This window comes from Microvirga sp. 17 mud 1-3 (genome assembly GCF_003151255.1).
Taxonomy (GTDB): Bacteria; Pseudomonadota; Alphaproteobacteria; order Rhizobiales; family Beijerinckiaceae; genus Microvirga.
This window is the reverse complement of sequence record NZ_CP029481.1, coordinates 4,035,362-4,053,579: the sequence shown is the minus strand read 5'-3', so window position 1 is coordinate 4,053,579 and position 18,218 is coordinate 4,035,362. Positions and strand designations below refer to the sequence as shown.

The 18,218-nt window shown below is 66.1% G+C and carries 16 protein-coding genes and 1 pseudogene; 8 read left to right on the top strand and 9 right to left on the bottom strand.

All coding sequences use genetic code 11. The features are described from left to right. Nucleotides 1-21 precede the first annotated feature (21 nt). The 3 genes from C4E04_RS18995 to C4E04_RS18985 all read left to right on the top strand — a co-directional run bounded on the left by C4E04_RS18995 (nucleotide 22) and on the right by C4E04_RS18985 (nucleotide 3,237). The gene (locus tag C4E04_RS18995; protein ID WP_109599990.1) at nucleotides 22-1,332 is read left to right on the top strand and encodes an ABC transporter substrate-binding protein; all 1,311 of its coding nucleotides are present in this window, start codon (nucleotides 22-24) and stop codon (nucleotides 1,330-1,332) included. A gap of 61 nt (nucleotides 1,333-1,393) precedes the next feature. After that, nucleotides 1,394-2,338 (top strand): carbohydrate ABC transporter permease, encoded by a 945-nt coding sequence (locus C4E04_RS18990; RefSeq protein WP_109599988.1) that lies wholly within the window; start codon nucleotides 1,394-1,396, stop codon nucleotides 2,336-2,338. After that, nucleotides 2,338-3,237 (top strand): carbohydrate ABC transporter permease, encoded by a 900-nt coding sequence (locus tag C4E04_RS18985; protein WP_109599986.1) that lies wholly within the window; start codon nucleotides 2,338-2,340, stop codon nucleotides 3,235-3,237. The genes C4E04_RS18990 and C4E04_RS18985 overlap by 1 nt, the downstream gene beginning before the upstream one ends. Before the next feature lie 11 nt (nucleotides 3,238-3,248). Here the strand turns inward: C4E04_RS18985 and C4E04_RS18980 are convergent, their stop codons facing one another. Then, nucleotides 3,249-4,403 carry an aminotransferase class V-fold PLP-dependent enzyme gene (locus C4E04_RS18980; protein ID WP_109599984.1) on the bottom strand — a complete coding sequence of 385 codons (1,155 nt, stop codon included), beginning with the start codon at nucleotides 4,401-4,403 and terminating at the stop codon, nucleotides 3,249-3,251. Between the two features lie 16 nt (nucleotides 4,404-4,419). After that, nucleotides 4,420-5,280 carry a tryptophan 2,3-dioxygenase gene (gene kynA / locus C4E04_RS18975; protein ID WP_109599982.1) on the bottom strand — a complete coding sequence of 287 codons (861 nt, stop codon included), beginning with the start codon at nucleotides 5,278-5,280 and terminating at the stop codon, nucleotides 4,420-4,422. Between the two features lie 134 nt (nucleotides 5,281-5,414). On the opposite strand from kynA, the gene C4E04_RS18970 reads away from it, so the two are divergent. After that, complete coding sequence (locus C4E04_RS18970; RefSeq protein WP_109599980.1) at nucleotides 5,415-6,218, top strand: MBL fold metallo-hydrolase; 804 nt, start codon at nucleotides 5,415-5,417, stop codon at nucleotides 6,216-6,218. A gap of 69 nt (nucleotides 6,219-6,287) precedes the next feature. Continuing rightward, nucleotides 6,288-6,587, top strand: a complete 300-nt coding sequence (locus C4E04_RS18965; protein ID WP_109601300.1) for an HlyU family transcriptional regulator — start codon at nucleotides 6,288-6,290, stop codon at nucleotides 6,585-6,587. Between the two features lie 23 nt (nucleotides 6,588-6,610). Here the strand turns inward: C4E04_RS18965 and C4E04_RS18960 are convergent, their stop codons facing one another. The 6 genes and pseudogenes from C4E04_RS18960 to iolC all read right to left on the bottom strand — a co-directional run bounded on the left by C4E04_RS18960 (nucleotide 6,611) and on the right by iolC (nucleotide 13,704). Further along, nucleotides 6,611-7,573: a DUF5996 family protein gene (locus tag C4E04_RS18960; protein ID WP_109599978.1), complete on the bottom strand. Its 963-nt coding sequence runs from the start codon at nucleotides 7,571-7,573 to the stop codon at nucleotides 6,611-6,613. Between the two features lie 92 nt (nucleotides 7,574-7,665). After that, a complete protein-coding gene (locus C4E04_RS18955) occupies nucleotides 7,666-7,875 on the bottom strand; it encodes a hypothetical protein (protein ID WP_109599976.1) in 210 nt (69 codons plus the stop codon). Between the two features lie 251 nt (nucleotides 7,876-8,126). Then, nucleotides 8,127-8,929: pseudogene (iolB, locus tag C4E04_RS18950) on the bottom strand (5-deoxy-glucuronate isomerase). An 11-nt stretch (nucleotides 8,930-8,940) separates the two neighbouring features. After that, nucleotides 8,941-9,825, bottom strand: a complete 885-nt coding sequence (gene iolE / locus C4E04_RS18945; protein ID WP_109599974.1) for a myo-inosose-2 dehydratase — start codon at nucleotides 9,823-9,825, stop codon at nucleotides 8,941-8,943. A gap of 24 nt (nucleotides 9,826-9,849) precedes the next feature. After that, a complete protein-coding gene (iolD, locus tag C4E04_RS18940; RefSeq protein WP_109599972.1) occupies nucleotides 9,850-11,697 on the bottom strand; it encodes a 3D-(3,5/4)-trihydroxycyclohexane-1,2-dione acylhydrolase (decyclizing) in 1,848 nt (615 codons plus the stop codon). A 93-nt stretch (nucleotides 11,698-11,790) separates the two neighbouring features. Further along, entirely contained in the window at nucleotides 11,791-13,704 is a 1,914-nt protein-coding gene (gene iolC, locus C4E04_RS18935) for a 5-dehydro-2-deoxygluconokinase (RefSeq protein ID WP_174219295.1), read from the bottom strand. Between the two features lie 142 nt (nucleotides 13,705-13,846). Between iolC and iolG the strand changes: the two genes are divergently transcribed. Beyond that, complete coding sequence (gene iolG / locus C4E04_RS18930; protein WP_109599968.1) at nucleotides 13,847-14,836, top strand: inositol 2-dehydrogenase; 990 nt, start codon at nucleotides 13,847-13,849, stop codon at nucleotides 14,834-14,836. A 79-nt stretch (nucleotides 14,837-14,915) separates the two neighbouring features. On the opposite strand, the gene C4E04_RS18925 is transcribed toward iolG, so the two are convergent. After that, nucleotides 14,916-15,764: a MurR/RpiR family transcriptional regulator gene (locus C4E04_RS18925; protein WP_109599966.1), complete on the bottom strand. Its 849-nt coding sequence runs from the start codon at nucleotides 15,762-15,764 to the stop codon at nucleotides 14,916-14,918. A 287-nt stretch (nucleotides 15,765-16,051) separates the two neighbouring features. Here C4E04_RS18925 and C4E04_RS18920 point away from each other — a divergent pair, with 287 nt between their 5' ends. Together C4E04_RS18920 and C4E04_RS18915 are read left to right on the top strand one after the other, a co-directional pair. Next, the gene (locus tag C4E04_RS18920) at nucleotides 16,052-16,993 is read left to right on the top strand and encodes a sugar ABC transporter substrate-binding protein (RefSeq protein WP_109599964.1); all 942 of its coding nucleotides are present in this window, start codon (nucleotides 16,052-16,054) and stop codon (nucleotides 16,991-16,993) included. Between the two features lie 73 nt (nucleotides 16,994-17,066). Continuing rightward, nucleotides 17,067-18,218 carry an ABC transporter permease gene (locus C4E04_RS18915; RefSeq protein ID WP_109599962.1) on the top strand — a complete coding sequence of 384 codons (1,152 nt, stop codon included), beginning with the start codon at nucleotides 17,067-17,069 and terminating at the stop codon, nucleotides 18,216-18,218.

Here is an 18,218-nt window from a genome sequence, read left to right as displayed (position 1 = left end):
GGGCTGCGGAGGAAAACGACGATGACCCTGTCTAGACGTGATCTGCTTCTCGGGACCGCCGGCCTTGCGGCAGGATCCCGGCTCCTGGGGGCCGGGCCGGCCTTCGCACAGGCGGCTGCGCCCAGCTACAAACCAGAGCAGGGTGCTTCGCTGCGGGTGCTGCGCTGGACCCCCTTCGTCAAGGGCGATGAGGATTCCTGGCTCGCCAACACGAAGAAATTCACCGAGGCGACCGGCGTGGAGGTGCGGGTCGATAAGGAGAGCTGGGAGGACATCCGGCCAAAGGCCGCGGTCGCGGCCAATGTGGGCTCGGGGCCCGATATCATGCTCGTCTGGTTCGACGACCCGTTCCAGTATCCGGACAAGCTCCTCGACGTGACCGATATCGGGACGAGCTTCGCGAGCCGGTACGGCGGCTATTATCCGGGTCTGGAGGGCTACGCCAAGAAGGGAGACAAGTTCATCGCTCTGCCCCTCGCAGCCATCGGGAACGGCATCCTCTACCGGGAGAGCATGCTCAAGCAGGCGGGCTGGTCCAAATTCCCCGAGAAGTCGGACGAGTTCCTGGAGATGTGCAAGGCCCTCAAGGCCAAGAGCAAGCCCGCCGGCTTCGCGCTCGGCAAGGCGGTCGGCGACGGCAACAACTTCGCGCACTGGATCGTATGGAGCCACGGCGGGAAGATGGTGGACGAGAGCGGCAAGGTGGTCATCAACTCGCCCGAGACCATCAAGGCCCTGCAATATGCGCGGGAGCTGTATCAGACCTTCATCCCCGGGACGGAGAGCTGGCTCGATATCAACAACAACCGCGTCTTCCTGTCCGGCGACATCTCCGTGACGGCGAACGGCGTGTCCCTCTACTACTCGGCCAAGAACGACCCGAAGATGGCCGAGATGGCCCAGGACATCCGCTCAACCGTCATGCCGACGGGCCCCGTGGGGCAGCCCGTGGAACTTCACCAGACCACATCCGCGGTGATCTTCCAGTACACCAAGTACCCGAATGCCGCCCGGGCCTATCTGCAATACATGCTCGACAAGCCCCAGATGGATGCCTGGATCACGGCGTCGAGCGCCTATTGCTGCCCGCCGCTCAAGGGAATGATCGACAACCCGGTCTGGACGTCGGATCCGGTCCACGAGCCCTACAAGCGCGCCTCCTCCACGCTGCGGCCGAACGGCTATGCGGGCCCGCTGGGCTATGCATCCGCTGCCACGATGGCCGACTACGTCATGGTCGACATGGTGGCCGAAGCCGCGACCGGGCAACGCACGCCCGAGGAAGCGGCCAAGCGCGCCGAGCAGCGGGCCAACCGCTACTACCGCGTCTGACGCATCGCGGGGCGGCGCGGAATGCGCGCCGCCCATCCTTTCGGACCGACCGGAGACGATCATGGCCGGAGCCGCCATTACTCACACGGATGCGCCCATCGCTGCGACGCGGGAGCCCCTGCTGCAGCGAAAGGGCTTTATCGGCCTGCTCTTCATGCTGCCGGCCGCGGCCTTCCTCCTGGTCTTCCTCACCTATCCGCTCGGCCTCGGCGTATGGCTGGGGTTCACGGATACGCGGGTGGGGCGTACCGGCGTCTTTGTCGGACTTGAGAACTACCAGCTTCTCTGGGACGACAGCATCTTCTGGCTGTCGGTGTTCAACACGGTCGTCTACACGGTCGGGGCATCGATCCTGAAATTTGCCCTCGGCCTGTGGCTCGCGCTGCTGCTCAACGAGCACCTTCCCTTCAAGGCCCTCATCCGTGCGGTGGTGCTGCTTCCCTGGGTCGTGCCCACCGTGCTTTCAGCCATCGCATTCTGGTGGATCTACGATGCGCAGTTCTCGATCATTTCCTGGGCGCTGATCAAGATCGGGCTGATCGATACGCCGATCAACTTCCTCGGCAACACCACCAATGCGCGCATCACCGTGATGCTCACCAATGTCTGGCGTGGCATTCCGTTCGTGGCCATCACCCTGCTTGCGGGCCTGCAGACGATCTCGCCCTCCCTGCATGAGGCCGCGACTCTCGATGGTGCGTCGTCCTGGCAGCGGTTCCGCTATCTAACTCTGCCCATGCTCTCGCCGCTCATCGCCGTGGTGATGACCTTCTCGGTGCTGTTCACCTTCACGGATTTCCAGCTCATCTACGTGCTCACCCGCGGCGGGCCTTTGAACGCCACTCACCTCATGGCGACTTTGAGTTTCCAGCGGGCGATTCCCGGCGGGCAGCTCGGCGAAGGGGCGGCCATCGCGGTCGCCATGGTGCCGTTCCTGCTCGGCGCGATCCTGTTCAGCTATTTCGGCCTGCAGCGGCGGCGCTGGCAACAGGGGGGAGGCGACTGATGACCTTTTCGGCCAGACCCGCAGACCCTGCGCCTGCCGACGAGAGCGTCGGCATGAGCTACCTGGAGCGCCTGCCGCGCCGGGTGGTGACCATTTACCTGCCGCTCGCGGTCTTCGTGTTCGTGCTGCTCTTCCCGTTCTACTGGATGGCGGTCACGGCCCTGAAGCCGAACTCGGAGCTTACGAATTTCCGCGACTACAGCCCGTTCTGGCCATCGGAGCCGACCCTGCAGCATATGCGCTATCTGCTGCTCGAAACCTCCTATCCGGCTTGGCTCCTCAATACGATGATCGTGGCCGTGGGATCGACCATCCTGTCCCTCGTGGCTGCCGTACTCGCCGCCTATGCGATCGAGAGGGTCCGGTTTCCGGGTGCGCGCTGGACGGGACTTGCGATCTTCCTCGCCTATCTGGTGCCACCCTCGATCCTGTTCATTCCGCTCGCCGTGATGATCTTCAAGTTCGGCATCTACGACACCAAGCTCGCTCTCATTTTCACCTATCCGACGTTCCTCATCCCGTTCTGCACATGGCTGCTGATGGGGTATTTCCGGTCGATTCCCTACGAGCTCGAGGAATGCGCCCTCGTCGACGGGGCCTCCCGGTGGCAGATCCTCACGCGGATCATGCTGCCGCTTTCCGTCCCTGGCCTGATCTCGGCTGGCATCTTCGCCTTCACGTTGTCGTGGAACGAGTTCATCTACGCACTCACGTTCATCCAGTCGTCGGAGAACAAGACCGTCCCGGTTGGCGTGCTGACGGAGCTCGTGCGCGGGGACGTCTACGAATGGGGAGCGCTGATGGCCGGGGCGCTCCTCGGCTCGCTGCCTGTGGTGCTGCTCTACTCGTTCTTCGTGGACTATTACGTGTCCTCGATGACAGGTGCGGTGAAGGAATAGGGAAGCCGGCGTTAGCCGGCGGACCGGCCGAGGCGGCGGATCAGCTCGTCCACCTCCTCGCGGGTCTGGTAAAGACCAAAGCCGAGGCGCAGGCGGTTGCCGCGCACGTCGGTCACGACCCGCAGGGCCTTCAGCCGCTCGTAAGTCCGCTGCGCATCCGGCATCTCAAAGGTGAGAAAATTGCCGCGGCGCGTCTCTTGAGATGGCACCACGAGCGCTTCCGGCGAAAGGCCTGTCTCCGAGGGCAAACCGCGGAGGAAATGCTCCTGAAGGGAAATCACGTGATCGTGGATCGCCGCGACCGTGATCCCGGTCTCTTCGAGCCACCGCATGACAGCGTTGAAGCGATAAAGCCCCGAAGGGTCGAAGGTCGACCCCATGAAGCGCCACGCATCCTCGCTGTAGGCGACCTTTCCGCCCTGCGCCTTGGCGAGGTTTCCGAAGGCCGCATACCAGCCCGTGTCGCGGGGCCGCAGGCCCCAGCCGGGCGGGCAATGCATGAAGCACGCGCCTTCTCCCGCCATGGCGTATTTGTAGCCGCCTGCGATGTAGAAGGCGCGGGGCGCGAGGCACGACAGGTCCGTCGGGCGCGCCATAAAGCCATGATAGCCATCGATCACCAGCATGGCGTCGCCCACATGGTTCCCGAGTCCGTCGAGGTCGATGGCGAAGCCCGAATTGAAGAAGACCTGGCTGACAAAGACGAGGTCGTGCGCCTCGCAGGCAGCGGAGCGGAAGCGCTCGTCGAAGGTCGCGAAGGGCTCGGCCGAAATCCGCGTCACGGCCACGAGGCCTTCCTCCTCGAGCCGCGCGATCTGGCGTGTGAAGGAGTGGAATTCCCCGTCGGAGGTGAGGATGCGCACTGGGCGCTCCGCTGGGAAGCACGAGAGGATCCGCCGCACGAATTCATGGGTGTTCGGCGCGACCGCGATGGTGGATGGATCGGGCAGGCCCAGATGACCCGCCACATGGCGTTGGAATTCCTCCAGGACCGGCCCGAGGATACGGCCCCATTTGTCGTCCACGAGACGGGCCGCGTCGTCCCAGGCCTCGAGCTGCGCTTCTCGCGTCACGTCGGGCCAGGGATGATGACTGTGGGCGGCGAAGTGGAGCCGGCCGGGATCCGCATCCAGGAAACGGGAGAAATGGGCACGCAGGTCGAGCATCGTCGCATCCGCTCCGTCAGAGCTTGGTTCGCACGGACCAGAGCTCCGGAAAGAAGGAGCGGTCCAGCGCGTGCTTGAGATAGGCGACGCCGGCGCTGCCGCCGGTGCCGCGGCGCATGCCGATGATGCGCTCCACGGTCTTCATGTGCCGGAAGCGCCATTGCTGGAACGCGTCCTCAAGGTCCACCAGCTCCTCGGCCAGCTCGTAGAGGTCGAAATGCTCGTCCGAGTGGCGATAAATTTCCTCCCAGACGGCTTCGACGCCCGGATGCGCCACGTAAGGCTGCGTCACGTCCCGCTCCAGGACCTCCGGCGGCACCGGATAGCCGCGCCGTGCCAAGAGGCGTAGCGCCTCGTCATAGAGGCCGGGCGCCCGGTAGGCCTCCTCCAGCCGCGCGGCAATCTCGGGCCGGTGCCGGTGAGGCGCGATCTTCAGGGCGTCCTTCGCGCCGAGCTTGAACTCGACGAGGCGGTACTGCCAGGACTGGAAGCCTGACGAGCGCCCGAGAGCCGGCCGGAAGCGCAGGTAGTCGGACGGAGTCATGGTGGAGAGCACCGTCCAGGCCTGGATCAGCTGCTCCTGAATGCGGTTGATCCGGGCGCAGCACTTGAAGGCGGGCTGCAGCTCGTCCGCGCGGATATGCCCGAGCGCCGTGTCGAGCTCGCGGTTGAAGAGCTTCAGCCACAGCTCCATCACCTGGTGGATGACAATGAAGAGCAGCTCGTCATGCTCGCCCGTAAGGGGAGCCTGCGCCGACAGGAGGGTGTCGAGATGGAGGTAATCGCCATAGCTCATGCCTCCTGAAAAATCGGTGTGGATGCCCTCAGCGATGGGGGAGGCCGTATCACCATCCTTCGCGCCCCGTTCCGCGCCCATGCGGCTCTCCTTGCTGTCCGATTGACCGAAGGCGATCCTAGGAAATCGGCGGTGTGATGTAAAACCGGCTCGCAGGCTTGATCGGGAAGGGCAAGCCATTAGGCTGCGCCGCCTCTGAACGGAAAGCCAGCGCCATGCCGATCTTCCTCTGCTCCGCCTGCGGGACCTCCTACCCGCCCGCCGAGACGCCGCCCTCCGCCTGCCCGATCTGCGACGACGAGCGGCAATATGTTCCGGCCTCCGGCCAGGGCTGGACGACGCGCGAGAAGCTCGCGGCCTCTCATGCGAATGCCTGGAGGCTGCACGAGCCGGAGCTCTACAGCGTCCAGACCGTTCCGGCCTTCGCCATCAACCAGCGCGCCTTCCTGCTGAGGACGCCGGCCGGGAACATCCTGTGGGACTGCATCGCCCATCTCGACGAGGCCACGGTGGCGATTGTCCATGCACTCGGCGGCCTTGCGGCTATCGCGATTTCGCACCCGCATTATTACACCACCCTGCAGGACTGGAGCCACGCCTTCGACGCGCCCGTCTATCTGCATGCGGCCGACCGGGAATGGGTCATGCGCCCATCGGAGGGCATCCGGTTCTGGGAGGGCGATTCGCTCGAAATCCTGCCCGGCGCTACGCTGATCCGGCTCGGCGGGCATTTTCCGGGCGGAACCGTTCTCCATTGGGCGAAGGCCCATGACGGGGCCGGAGTGATCCTGTCCGGCGATATCGTCCAAGTGGCGGCGGATGTGCGCCGCGTCAGCTTCCTGTGGAGCTATCCCAACATGATGCCCCTGCCGGCCCGGGAGGTTCTGCGCATCGGCGCGATGCTGGAACCGCTGCCCTTCGAGCGGATCTACGGGGCCTTCGCCGGAAAGGACGTCAAGGCCGACGCGAAGGCGGTGGTGGACCGCTCCGTGAAGCGATACGTGGAACTTCTCTCCTGAGGCGCGATTGACGGGCCGACGGTTCGCCATGGTATGACCGGGCGTTTCCCGCAGGAGTTCAGCGCGCCCATGGCTTCGTTCTTGTCCGATCTCTTGTCCCGTCTCGTCGGCAAAGGTGCCTCCGCAGCCCGCGAGGAGCCTGCCGCCGAGGCGGTCGAGTACAAGGGCTATCGCATCCGCCCGGCGCCTTATCCGGCCAAGGGGCAATTCCAGACCGCCGGAACCATCGAGAAGGATTTTGCGGAGGGCACGAAGGAGCACCGCTTCGTGCGGGCCGAGACCCATGCGAGCCGCGACGATGCCGCCGCCTTCTCGGTTACGAAAGGCCGGCAGATCATCGACGAGCAGGGCGACCGGATCTTTTCCTGACGGGGCTGCGCGTCTCCGTGCCGTCACGGCGCCACGGGGCGGGGCCGGTCGGGAACGCCGAACGCACATTCCAGCGCATCGCGGTCCCATTTCGCTGTTTCGGCGGCGGCCTCATAGGTCGATTGCAGGAACTCCAGCAAGTCGTGGTCCGGCGAGGGCGATTGGCGGACGGCCTCGTAGGGCAGGATGAACTCTCCGAGCTGGGCGTTGAAGCCGGCGGCGGCCGGCCTTACCGGGCGCTCCCGGAAGCCCGCAGGCTCGGGATAGGCATATGAATAGAACGCGGCCTGCGGATAAGCGTCATTGCCGGGCCAGAAGCCCGCGCTGCTGACCTCATGCGAATAAGCCTCACGGACAACGCTGTCAGGCAATGCCGGTACGCCGCCAGGATGAGGCGGTGCCCTGCGGCCGGAAAACCTCGTGACCGCGAGGTCGAAGCTGCCCCAGAAGAAATGAACCGGGCTGCATTTGCCCAGGAATGCTGTGCGAAAAAGCTTGAATATCCGGTCGGCCTGGAGGAGGGCGCGCCAGAACCGATGCGCGGCCTCCGGATCATAGGACGCATGAACCGTGTCGTCCGCAAACGGAATGGCCGGATCGACCTCGTTCGGGACCGGATGGATCTTCGTGGCGAAGCCGAGCTCCGAAAGGGCTGCGAGATAAGAGTGGTAGAACGCGCTGACGGTTTGGGCCGTCAGGGGCAGGGAGCGGCCTGCGCCCGTGCTGGTGCGGATCTGGAGATTGTGGTCGATGAAATCGAACTCGATCTCCACCGCTTCGCCGTCCACCACGAAATGCGATGTGCTCAGGCCGCGCGCCGTTACATAAAACACCACGTGCCAGGAGTGATTGAGCCATGGGGTTCTGGACAGGCGCGTCTTGCCGACGATCTGGGTCCAGAGCTGCAGCGTGAGGGCCGTGTCGCGCCATTGCGCATAATCCAGGGAGGGCCACAAGGAGCCACGGGATGCTTCGCCGGTCGCCATGCCGCCATCCTTCCCCGTTTTCGATGCGCTGGAATGGACCTAGGGCGTATGTGCGACCAGGGAAGCATAACCCCATCGGCCGCGAGGGCGGTCTAGCGAATTCCCTCGCGCATGGAGCCTGCCGAGCAGGGCCTTTCTCCCAGGCCCGGACCGCAGGCGACGCTGCCTTCCCAGCGATCTGCCCTGACATGCATGCGGTCCCCCTGGACCTGGACGGTTGCCGTCTCGGCCGACCCATAGACGGCGCATCCTCCCACGAGGAGCGCGAGCAGGCCGGCGGCGACCCAACCCAGACGGGCCATGAGGACATCTCCCTGTCAGCGTCCGCCGGACCGTCCCATGGGAATGTGGGCACAATTTGAAGCCTTGCGTACCCTGTCATTCCGGGGCCGCGTAGCGGAGCCCGGAACCCATAAACACAAGTGTCTCAGAACAAGGCATTGTGGAAAACGCTGCGCCTTAACCTGCATCCTCAGCGTTTATGGGTTCCGGGCCCGACCCTTTGGGCCGTCCCGGAATGACGGTGGAGGCGTTTAATAACCGCAGAGGCGCCTCAGGCCTGCGCCAGCATCCACTCGTGCGCCGGATCGTTGTGGAACTTCCAGATGCGCTTCGGGCCGGCCATCACGTTGAGATAGTAGAGCTCGTAGCCGTGCGGTGCGCCGACGGGGTGGTAGCCCCGCGGCACCAGCACCACGTCGCCATCCGCCGCCGCGAGAGTCTCGTCGAGAGAGCGATCATCCGTGTAGACCCGCTGCAGGGCAAAGCCGGTCGGCGGGTTCAGGCGGTGGTAATAGGTCTCTTCGAGCAGGGACTCGTTCGGGAGTGCGTCCCGGTCGTGCTTGTGGGGCGGGTAGCTCGACCAGTGGCCGGGGGCGTAATGACCTCGACCACCAGAAGGCTCTCGGCCGGCTCGGTCTCGGGCAGGATGTTGCGCACGTGCCGGGTGTTGGTGCCCTTGCCGCGGGTTTCCTGTCCCACCTGGTCGGGGCGGATGACGCGCGCCGGCAGCTTGCCTTCCCCCGGCGCGGTACAGACGGCGAACTCGCAATCGCCCTCCGCCGTCAGCGACCATTCGGAGCGCGCAGGCGCATAGAGCGACCACGGATCCGGCTCGAACGGGGACGAGCGCCCGCCGATGACGCCGAAATCCTGGCCCCCAGCCGAGACGCGGGCGCGGCCGGACAGCATGACGATGCACGCCTCCCGGTCGCCGGTCTCCTGCCGCAGGCTTTGTCCGGCCTTCAGGCGGAAGACCTCGAAGCCCACATAGGTCCAGCCGGCGGATTCCGGCGTGACGGCGTGGATCCGCCCGTTCGAATCGGGGCGGGACGGTTTGACCAGGAGGTTCGGCATCTGTCTTTCTCCTAACGGAGCCCGGCTTCCTTCAGGAAGCGGGTGAGGTTGGCATAGCCCATCTTGGCATAGGTGAGCGGGTGGGCCTTCTTGGGATCCTGCTCCGCCTCGATCACCACCCAGCCGCTATAGCCCGGAAGTTCCTTAAACACAGACACGAAATCCACCATGCCGTCGCCCGGAACCGTGTAGACGCCCTCGATCACCGAATCGAGGAAGCTCCAGTTCTTGGCCCTGGACGTCTCCATGACGGCCTTGCGCACGTCCTTGGTGTGCACGTGGCTGATGCGGGAACGATAACGGCGGGCGAGTGCCGCCGGATCCGCGCCGCCCCAGGTGGCATGGCCCGTGTCGAGGAGGAGATGGGCGGCTTCGCCGGTCGCGTTCATGAAGGCGTCGATATCGGCCTCCGATTCCACGATGGTGCCCATATGGTGATGATAGACGAGTCGCACGCCCTCCTGCAGGGTCCGTTCGGCGACCTGGGTCACGCGGCGGCCGAACTCGGCCCAGTCGCCCGCCTTCATGACCGGGCGCTGCGAGAGCGGCTTCGAGCGGTCGCCGTGGATCGCGTTCGAGGTCTCGGCGAAAACGAGGACGTTCGAGCCCATGGCCTTCAGGAGGTCGAGATGGGGGCGTAGCGCCTTCATCTCGGCATCCGCATCGCGGGTGAGGAGCTCGGCCGAATACCAGCCCGACACGCAGGCGAGGCCGAAGGGAGCCAGCGCCTTCTTCAGAGCCTCCGGCTGGCGCGGGAACTTGTTGCCGAGTTCCATGCCCTCGAAGCCGGCCTCCTTCGCCTCCGCGAGGCAGACCTCGAGGGGCGTCTCGCCGCCGAGTTCCTGCATGTCGTCGTTCGACCAGCCAATGGGATTTGCCCCGATCCGGATCGTCATCGTCGTTCTCTCTCGTTGTCGTGATCAGTCGCCCACCCGCTGTGCGGCGAGGGCATTCTCGTAAGACTTGCGGGCGTCGTTCACCTGCGGGCGCGCCGAGACTTCCGGCACCGCCACATCCCACCAATGGCCGCCCGCATCGGTCGAAGTAAGCGGGTCGGTGTCGATGACGATCACCGTGCTGCGCTCTGCCTTGCGCGCCTCCTTGAGGGCACTTTCCAGTTCACCGATCCCCTTCACCTTGACGGCCAGCGCGCCGAGGCTTGCCGCATGGGCCGCAAAGTCGACATCCGGCAGGGTCACATGGCGGGTGTGTTGCAGGAGATTGTTGAAGCTCTCGCCGCCGGTCGCCCGCTGCAGGCGGTTGATGCAGCCATAGCCCCGGTTGTCGAGGAGGACGACCGTCAGCTTGAGCCCCAGCATCACCGAGGTGGCGAGCTCGGAATTCATCATGAGGTACGAGCCGTCGCCGACCATCACGGTCACGTCCCGGCTCGGGTCGGCCATCTTCACGCCGATGCCGCCCGCGATCTCGTAACCCATGCAGGAATAGCCGTATTCCATATGGTAACCGCCGGCCTGCGCGGCCTTCCAGTGCTTATGGAGCTCGCCCGGCAGGCCGCCCGCGGCACACACCACCACGTCGGAGGCCTGAGCATTGCGCTGGACGGCGCCGATCACCTGCGCGTCGGAGGGCAGTTCGGCGTTGGTCGGATCCGTGAAACGCGCCGTCTGCTCGAACCAGCGCGCCTTCTCGTCCCGGGCCTTTGCGGTCCAGGCCTCCGGCGCCTTCCAGGCTCCGAGGGCGGCACTCAGCTCGTCGAGACCGGCCTTGGCGTCCGCCACTAGGGAGGCGGCATTGTGCTTCGTGGCATCGAAGGGTTGGACGTTGAGCGACACGATGCGCCGGTCCGGGTTCTTGAACAGGGCCCAGGAGCCGGTGGTGAAGTCCTGCAGGCGGGTGCCGACCGCGAGGATCACGTCCGCGTCCTCGGCCAGCGCATTGGCGGCGCCGGTTCCGGTCACGCCGATGGCGCCGAGATTGGCGGCATCGTCATGGGCGAGGCTCGACTTGCCGGCCTGGGTCTCGCCGGTCGGGAGCCCATGCTTCTTTGCGAAATCGGAAAGCGCTCCCTCGGCGCCCGAATAGAGCACGCCGCCGCCCGCCACGATGAAGGGCTTCTTCGCGCCGCGCAGGATCCTGGTGGCCTCGGTGAGCTCCGCCTGGTCCGGGCGGATCCGGCGCGGCGTCCAGACCTTCTCGGCGAAGAAGGATTCCGGATAATCGTAGGCCTCTGTCTGCGTGTCCTGGCAGAGGGCGAGCGTCACGGGTCCGCAATCGGCCGGATCGGTCAGGACTGCCATGGCACGTCGGAGCGCCGGGATGATCTGCTCGGGCCGCGCGATGCGGTCGAAATAGCGGGAGACGGGCCGGAAGCAGTCGTTGGCCGAGACGGTGCCGTCCGAGAAATCCTCGATCTGCTGCAGCACCGGATCGGGACGGCGGTTGGCGAAGACGTCGCCGGGCAGGAGCAGGACCGGCAGGCGGTTCACATGAGCCACCGCGGCGGCCGTCACCATGTTGGTGGCGCCGGGTCCGATGGAGGTGGTGCAGACCATCATGCGACGGCGGCGGGAGGCCTTGGCGAAGGCGATGGCCGCATGGGCCATGCCCTGTTCGTTATGGGCGCGATAGGTCGGCAGCTGGTCACGCACGCCATAGAGGGCCTCCCCCAGTCCCGCCACGTTGCCGTGGCCGAAGATCGCCCAGACGCCGGCGAAGAGGGGAAGAACCTCGCCGTCGATATCGGCCTTCTGCGCCGCCAGGAAACGGGCGATGGCCTGGGCCATGGTGAGGCGGATCGTGCTCATGCGGGCTCCTGTTCGGGTCGAGGCGAAGGAAAGGATCTTCAGTCCAGAGGATATCGGGCCGGGCGGTCAAGGCCCGACCCCGAATTCGGGCCGTCAGGCGGCCTTTGCACGCGCTGAAACGCGCTGCCAGGCATCGACCAGACGCTGGAAGCGCCCGGACATGTCCGCGATGGCGGCCTCGTCGGCGATCTCGCCCGCCAGCCAGCGGCGGGCGGCGTCGTTGAAGATGGTGCGCCCCACCGCGAAGCCCTTTACCCATGGCTCCTTCGCGGCGGCCGCGAAGGCGGCCTCGAGCTCCTCCTCGGGTGCTTCCAGCCCGAGCAGAACGATGCCGCGGCAATAGGGATCGTTGCGAGTGATGACCTCGCCGATTCCCTGCCAGGCCGATGCATCCGTCTGGGGTTCGAGCTTCCACCAGTCCGGCTTGATGCCGAGATCGTAGAGGCGCTGGAGCACCGTCGGGATGGTGTTCGCCCGCAGAGGTCCGTTCTTCCCGGCGATGATCTCCACCAGGAGCTCGCGGCCGATCCGCCGGGCGGCATCGTGCAGGCGGAGCAGCTCGCGCTCCTGGCGCGCCTTCAGCTCCGGCGGGTCGTCCGGGTGGTAGAAGCACAGGCACTTGATGGTGTGGCCGACCGGCCATTCGACGAGCTGCGCGCCGAGGCTGCCGCCATTCTCGAAATCGAGGGGGCGCGAACCGGGGCGCTCCACCGGCCGGCCGATCCAGAAGGGATGATCGGCGGCGCGGAACAGGGCCTCACGGCCATAGGTGCCGTCGAGCAGCATGCCGAATCCCGGCCGCCCGTCCGCGACCCGCGCGGCGGCCTGCACGGCCAGCACCTTGAAGGCGCTGATCTTCTCGACTGGGGCCCCCACCTCCTTGGCCATGACCTCGAGCTGCATGCGGTGGTCGATGGCGAACGCCATGAGGCTGTCGGGGCCGGGACGGCGCGTCGTCGCCCAGTGGATGTGGTTGAGCGATTCGTCGAAGCGCAGCGCCTTGTGGCGGCTGCCCGTCTTCAGGAAGTGCTGCAGTTCGGGGAAGCTCGGGATCTCGGGCGAGCAGAGCAGGCGCGAGACCGCGAAGGCGCCGCTCGCATTGGCATAGGCGCAACAGGTCTCGATGGGCTCGTCCTTCAGCCAGCCGCGCAGGAAGCCCGACAGGAACGCATCGCCGGCACCCAGCACGTTGTAGACCTCGACCGGGAAGCCCGGCCCCTTCACGCCCTCGTCCAGGGAGCCCGGGATCGCGCCCGGAAACACGACGCAGCCCATCGGTCCGCGCTTGCACACGATGGTGGCCGTCGAGATGGCGCGGATGGCGCGGATGGCTTCCAGCGTATCTTCCGAGCCGCCCGCGATGTGAAGCTCCTCCTCGGTGCCGACGATCAGATCGCAATCGGCGAGAATGGGCTTCAGGTGCTCGGTCACGGCGTCGGAGCGCACATAGCGGGATTCGCCCGCCCCGTGGCCGAGGAGGCCCCAGAGATTCGGGCGGTAATCCACGTCGAACACCACCTTGCGCCCGTTCGCCTTGGCGATGCGGATCGCCTTCTTCTGGGCGGCTGCGGTGTTGTCGCGGGAGAAATGCGTGCCCGTGACGACGATGGCGGCCGCGGAGGCGATGAAATCCTCCGCGATGTCGTCCTCGGTCAGGGCCATGTCGGCGCAGTTGTCCCGGTAGAAGATGAGCGGGAAAGAGTCCTCGTCGCGCACGCCCAGGATCACCAGGGCAGTCAGCCGCTCCTTGTCGATGACGATCCCGTCCGTGGCGACGCCCTCGCGCTCCATCTGCTCGCGGATGAAGCGGCCCATGGCCTCGTCGCCAACGCGCGTAACAAGGCCCGATTTCAGGCCGAGCCGCGCCGTGCCGATGGCGATGTTGGCCGGGCAGCCGCCGACCGCCTTGGAGAAGGAGGCCATGTCCTCCAGCCGACCGCCGACCTGTTGGCCGTAGAGATCGACCGAAGAGCGGCCAATGGTGACGACATCCAGAAGCGGCTTCATGATATGTCTCCCGAACCGGCCCGCGGGCCGGGAAGGTCTCTGGCGGACCCTTGCGGCAATGGAATGTTTATTCTATTAGCAGCTTGGTCTGGAACATCAATTCCAAACTTGCTTTAAGCTGGCAAAACATCTCGGGGTCATCATGATCAGGATCGCCGTTCTGGGCGCAGGCCGCATCGGCCGCATTCACGGCCGCAACGCCGCCAACCATCCGGACGCCCGCCTCGTGGCGGTCGCGGATCCCCACGGGCCCTCCGCGCAGGAGCTCGCGGCCGCGACGGGGGCGGAGGTCTCGTCCCTCGAGTCGATCGTCGAGCGCACGGACGTGGATGCCATCCTCATCTGCACGCCGACGACCACCCATGCGGACCTGATCGAGCGCGGCGCGCGCGCCGGCAAGGCGGTGTTCTGCGAGAAGCCGGTGGATCTTTCGAGCGCCCGGATCGAGAGCTGCCTCGCCACGGTCGAGAAGGCCGGCACGCCCCTGATGATCGGCTTCAACCGCCGCTTCGATCCGAACTTCGCCAGCCTGCGCCGCCGTCTCGCCGATGGTGAGGTGGGCGAGGTCGAGCTTGTGACGATCCTGTCCCGCGATCCCGGCCCGCCGCCGGTCAGCTACATCGCGACCTCCGGCGGCCTGTTCCGGGACATGATGATTCACGATCTCGACATGGCCCGCTTCCTCCTGCTCGGCGACGAGCCTGTGGAGGTCCATGCGGTCGGTTCCTCCCTGGTGGATCCGGCCATCGGGCAGGCGGGCGACGTGGATACCGCGGCGGTGCTCCTGAAGACCGCCAAGGGCCGCATCGTGCAGATCTCCAATTCCCGCCGCGCCACCTACGGCTACGACCAGCGCGTCGAGGTGCATGGCTCGAAGGGCATGATCCGCGCTGGCAACGTCCACCGCACGACCGTGGAGGTGGCGACCGCCTCCGGCATCGCGGCTGATCCGGTGCAGGACTTCTTCCTGGAGCGCTATGCGGAAGCCTATCGGGACGAGCTCGGCGCCTTCCTGACCGCCGTGAAGAAGGGCACCGCCTGCGACCCGACGGGACATGACGGCCTCAAGGCGCAGCGCCTCGCGGACGCGGCCACGGAATCGGCGAAGTCCGGTCAGCCGGTGCGGCTCTGAGCAGTGCGGCTCCAGGCCGCTTGAAAGATGAGATGTTTCAGGCCGGGCACGTCCCGGCCTTTTCCATTATAGACCGTCTTCAGCTCTGTGCCCGCTTCTCGGCGACCGCGACCACGAGCGCCATGGCGAGCGCGAAGGAGGCCGAGAGGGATCGGAAGGCGCCGAAATCCGCCTCCGCCACTTCGAGCCATACATCCGCACTGCCCACCAGGGGCGAGAAGGCCGAATCCGTAATGGCGACGACCGGAATGCCGCGCCGTGCCGCTGCTGCCGCCAGATCGACGGTCACCGGCGCATAGGGCGTGAAGCTGATGGCGAGCACCGCGTCCCGCTCGCCCGCCGCGGCCATCTGCTCCGGGCCGAGCTGGGCGATGTGGTCGATCAGGATGGAGCGGATCCGCAGCTTCCCGAACGCATAGGCGCAATAGGCCGAAACCGGGAAGACCCGCCGCGCGCCCAGAAGATAGATCGTGTCCGCCTCCGCCAGGGTCGCGACGGCGCGGGAGAAGTCCTGCGCGCCCACGGAGCGGCGCATGCGGTCCAGGGAAACGGCCGCCGCCTCCGTGAAGCCGTCGAGGAGCGCGGTCGTCTGGACATGGGGGCCGCTGGAAGCGCGCAGGCCCTGAAGGCGCTCCCGGTAATCGGGAAAGCGTTCCCTCAGGCGGTCGCGGAAGATCTGCTGCAGGTGGGAGAACCCGTCATAGCCGAGGCTCTTGGCGAAACGGATCAGGGTCGAGGGCTGCACGCCCGCATGTTCGGCGATGCCCGCCACCGTGCCGAAGGCCATCTCCTCCGGATGCTCCAGCGCGAAGGCCGCCAGCTGCTTCAGGCGCTTCGGCAGGGTCTCGCGGCGTCTGAGCAGGAGGAGCTTGAGGCTCTCGTAATCCTCCGGAGCGGCATCGGGCGCCGTCTGCGCTGGGGCCTCCATGCTTTTTCCGCTCCTCCTTCGCCCTATCTCTGTCGGCAGGAGGAGACCTTGACACCGATCCGCCTGAAATGGAATAAAAATTCCACAAGAAAAAACAAAAGGTTCGATCGTTCCGCCAGGGCGATCCGACTGGCAGAGGAAACGCCGCGCTTGCCAAGGATTCGCCCCGTCGAATCGTTTGGTCGCCTTCTGCGGAACTCCATGGCGCGGCGCCTAAGCCGTCACACTCACCGTCCGGCCGGGTCTCCGGCCGTGGCGGGAAACGAGTCCTTATGGGAGGAAAGTCCATGAAATCGTTCATTGCCGGTCTTGCTGCCGCTACAGCCATGACCTTCGCGGCCGCCGCTCCAGCCGCGGCGCAGCAGGATACCCGCATCATCGTGGTCAGCCACGGACAGGCCAACGACCCGTTCTGGTCCGTGGTGAAGAACGGCGTCAGCGCCGCCGGGCAGGACATGAAGGTCCAGGTGGATTACCGGGCGCCCGAGACCTTCGACATGGTCGCCATGGGCCAGCTCATCGACGCGGCCGTCAACCAGAAGCCGGCGGGCCTCGTCGTCTCGATCCCGGATGCCTCGGCCCTCGGCCCATCGATCCAGAAGGCCGTCGCGGCCGGGATCCCGGTGATCTCCATGAATTCCGGTTCCGATGTGTCGAAGAAGCTCGGTGCTCTGCTCCATGTGGGGCAGGACGAAGCCGATGCCGGCCGCATCGCCGGCGCGAAGCTGAAGGAGATGGGCGGCAAGGTCGGCCTGTGCGTCAATCACGAGGTCGGCAACGTCTCCCTCGATCTGCGCTGCAAGGGCTTCGGCGAGGGCTTCGGCGGCAAGGTGACCGTGCTGCCGGTCACCAACGACCCGGCCGACGTCCGCGCCAAGGTGAAGGCGGCACTGGCATCGGACGCCTCCATCGACACGATCGTGGCGCTCAATGCCTCCCTGTCCGGCGAGCCGTCCGTCGCGGCCGCAAAGGAGGCCGGCAAGACAGGCTCCGTGAAGGTTGCGACCTTCGATCTCTCGGCGAACTTCCTGAAGGCCGTGGCGGCCGGCGAGGCGGCCTTCGCCATCGACCAGCAGCAATATCTGCAGGGCTACCTGCCGGTGGTCTTCCTGGCCCTCAATGCGAAGTATGGCCTGGTCCCCGGCGGCAACGTCCCGTCCGGTCCGAACCTTGTCACCAAGGACAAGGCCGCCCAGGCGGTCGAACTCTCGGCCAAGGGCATCCGCTGAGCCTCTTTCCCGGGCCCGCGGCTATGGTCGCGGGCCTTTTCGTTTCCGGTTCCTGTCCAGAAGGGAGGGTCCCATGACGGACGTCAGCCATCCGACCGCGCCGATCGCTCCGGTTCCTCCTGGTCCCGCCTCACGGCCGGCACAGGACGAGCGCCTGAAGGACGTGTCCCTCCTCACCAGGATCATGCGCCGGCCCGAGCTCGGGGCCCTGGCCGGCCTGGTCCTCGTCACCATCTTTTTTCTCTCGACCGCCGATGCGTCCATGTTCACGCTGGCGGGCCTGATGAACATCCTCTCGCCCGCGTCCCAGCTCGGAATCCTGGCCATCGCGGCGGCGCTCCTGATGATTGGCGGCGAGTTCGACCTGTCCATCGGTTCGATGGTGGCCTTTGCGGGCCTGATCTTCGGCTCGTTCCTCACCCTCACCGGGTGGCCGCTGCTCCTCGCCATCGCGGCCACCTTCGTGGTCGCGGCTCTTCTCGGCGGGCTCAACGGGCAGATCGTCATCCGCACGAAGCTGCCGTCCTTCATCGTCACGCTGGCGTTCCTGTTCATCCTGCGCGGCCTGTCCCTCGTCGGCCTGAAATGGGCGACCGGAGGATCCACCCAGATGCGCGGCATCGGCGACAGGGCGGGCGAGGGCTTCGTGCGTGAGATCTTCTCCGGTAATGCCCTCGAGGGCCTTTTCGCCTGGCTCGCGGCCCACGACGTCATCGGCAAATTCCCCAATGGCACGCCCACCGTCACGGGCGTCCCGGTGTCGATCATATGGTTCGTCCTCTTTGCGGCCGTCGCCACCTGGATCCTGCTCAGGACACGAGCCGGCAACTGGATCTTCGCGGCGGGCGGGGATCCGAACGCGGCGCGCAATTCGGGCGTTCCCGTCGACCGGGTGAAGACGGTGCTCTTCATGCTCACGGCCTGCGCGGCCGCGCTCGTGGCCATTCTTACGGTGCTCGATGCCGGCTCCACCGATTCCCGGCGCGGCTTCCAGAAGGAGTTCGAGGCCATCATCGCGGCCGTCATCGGCGGCTGTCTGCTCACCGGCGGCTATGGCTCGGCCATCGGCGCCTTCTTCGGCGCCATCATCTTCGGCATGGTGTCCATCGGGCTCACCTACACGCGCTTCGACTCGGACTGGTTCCAGGTCTTCCTCGGCGCCATGCTGCTGCTCGCGGTCCTGTTCAACAACTTCATCCGCCGGAAAGTAACGGGAGAGCGCTGA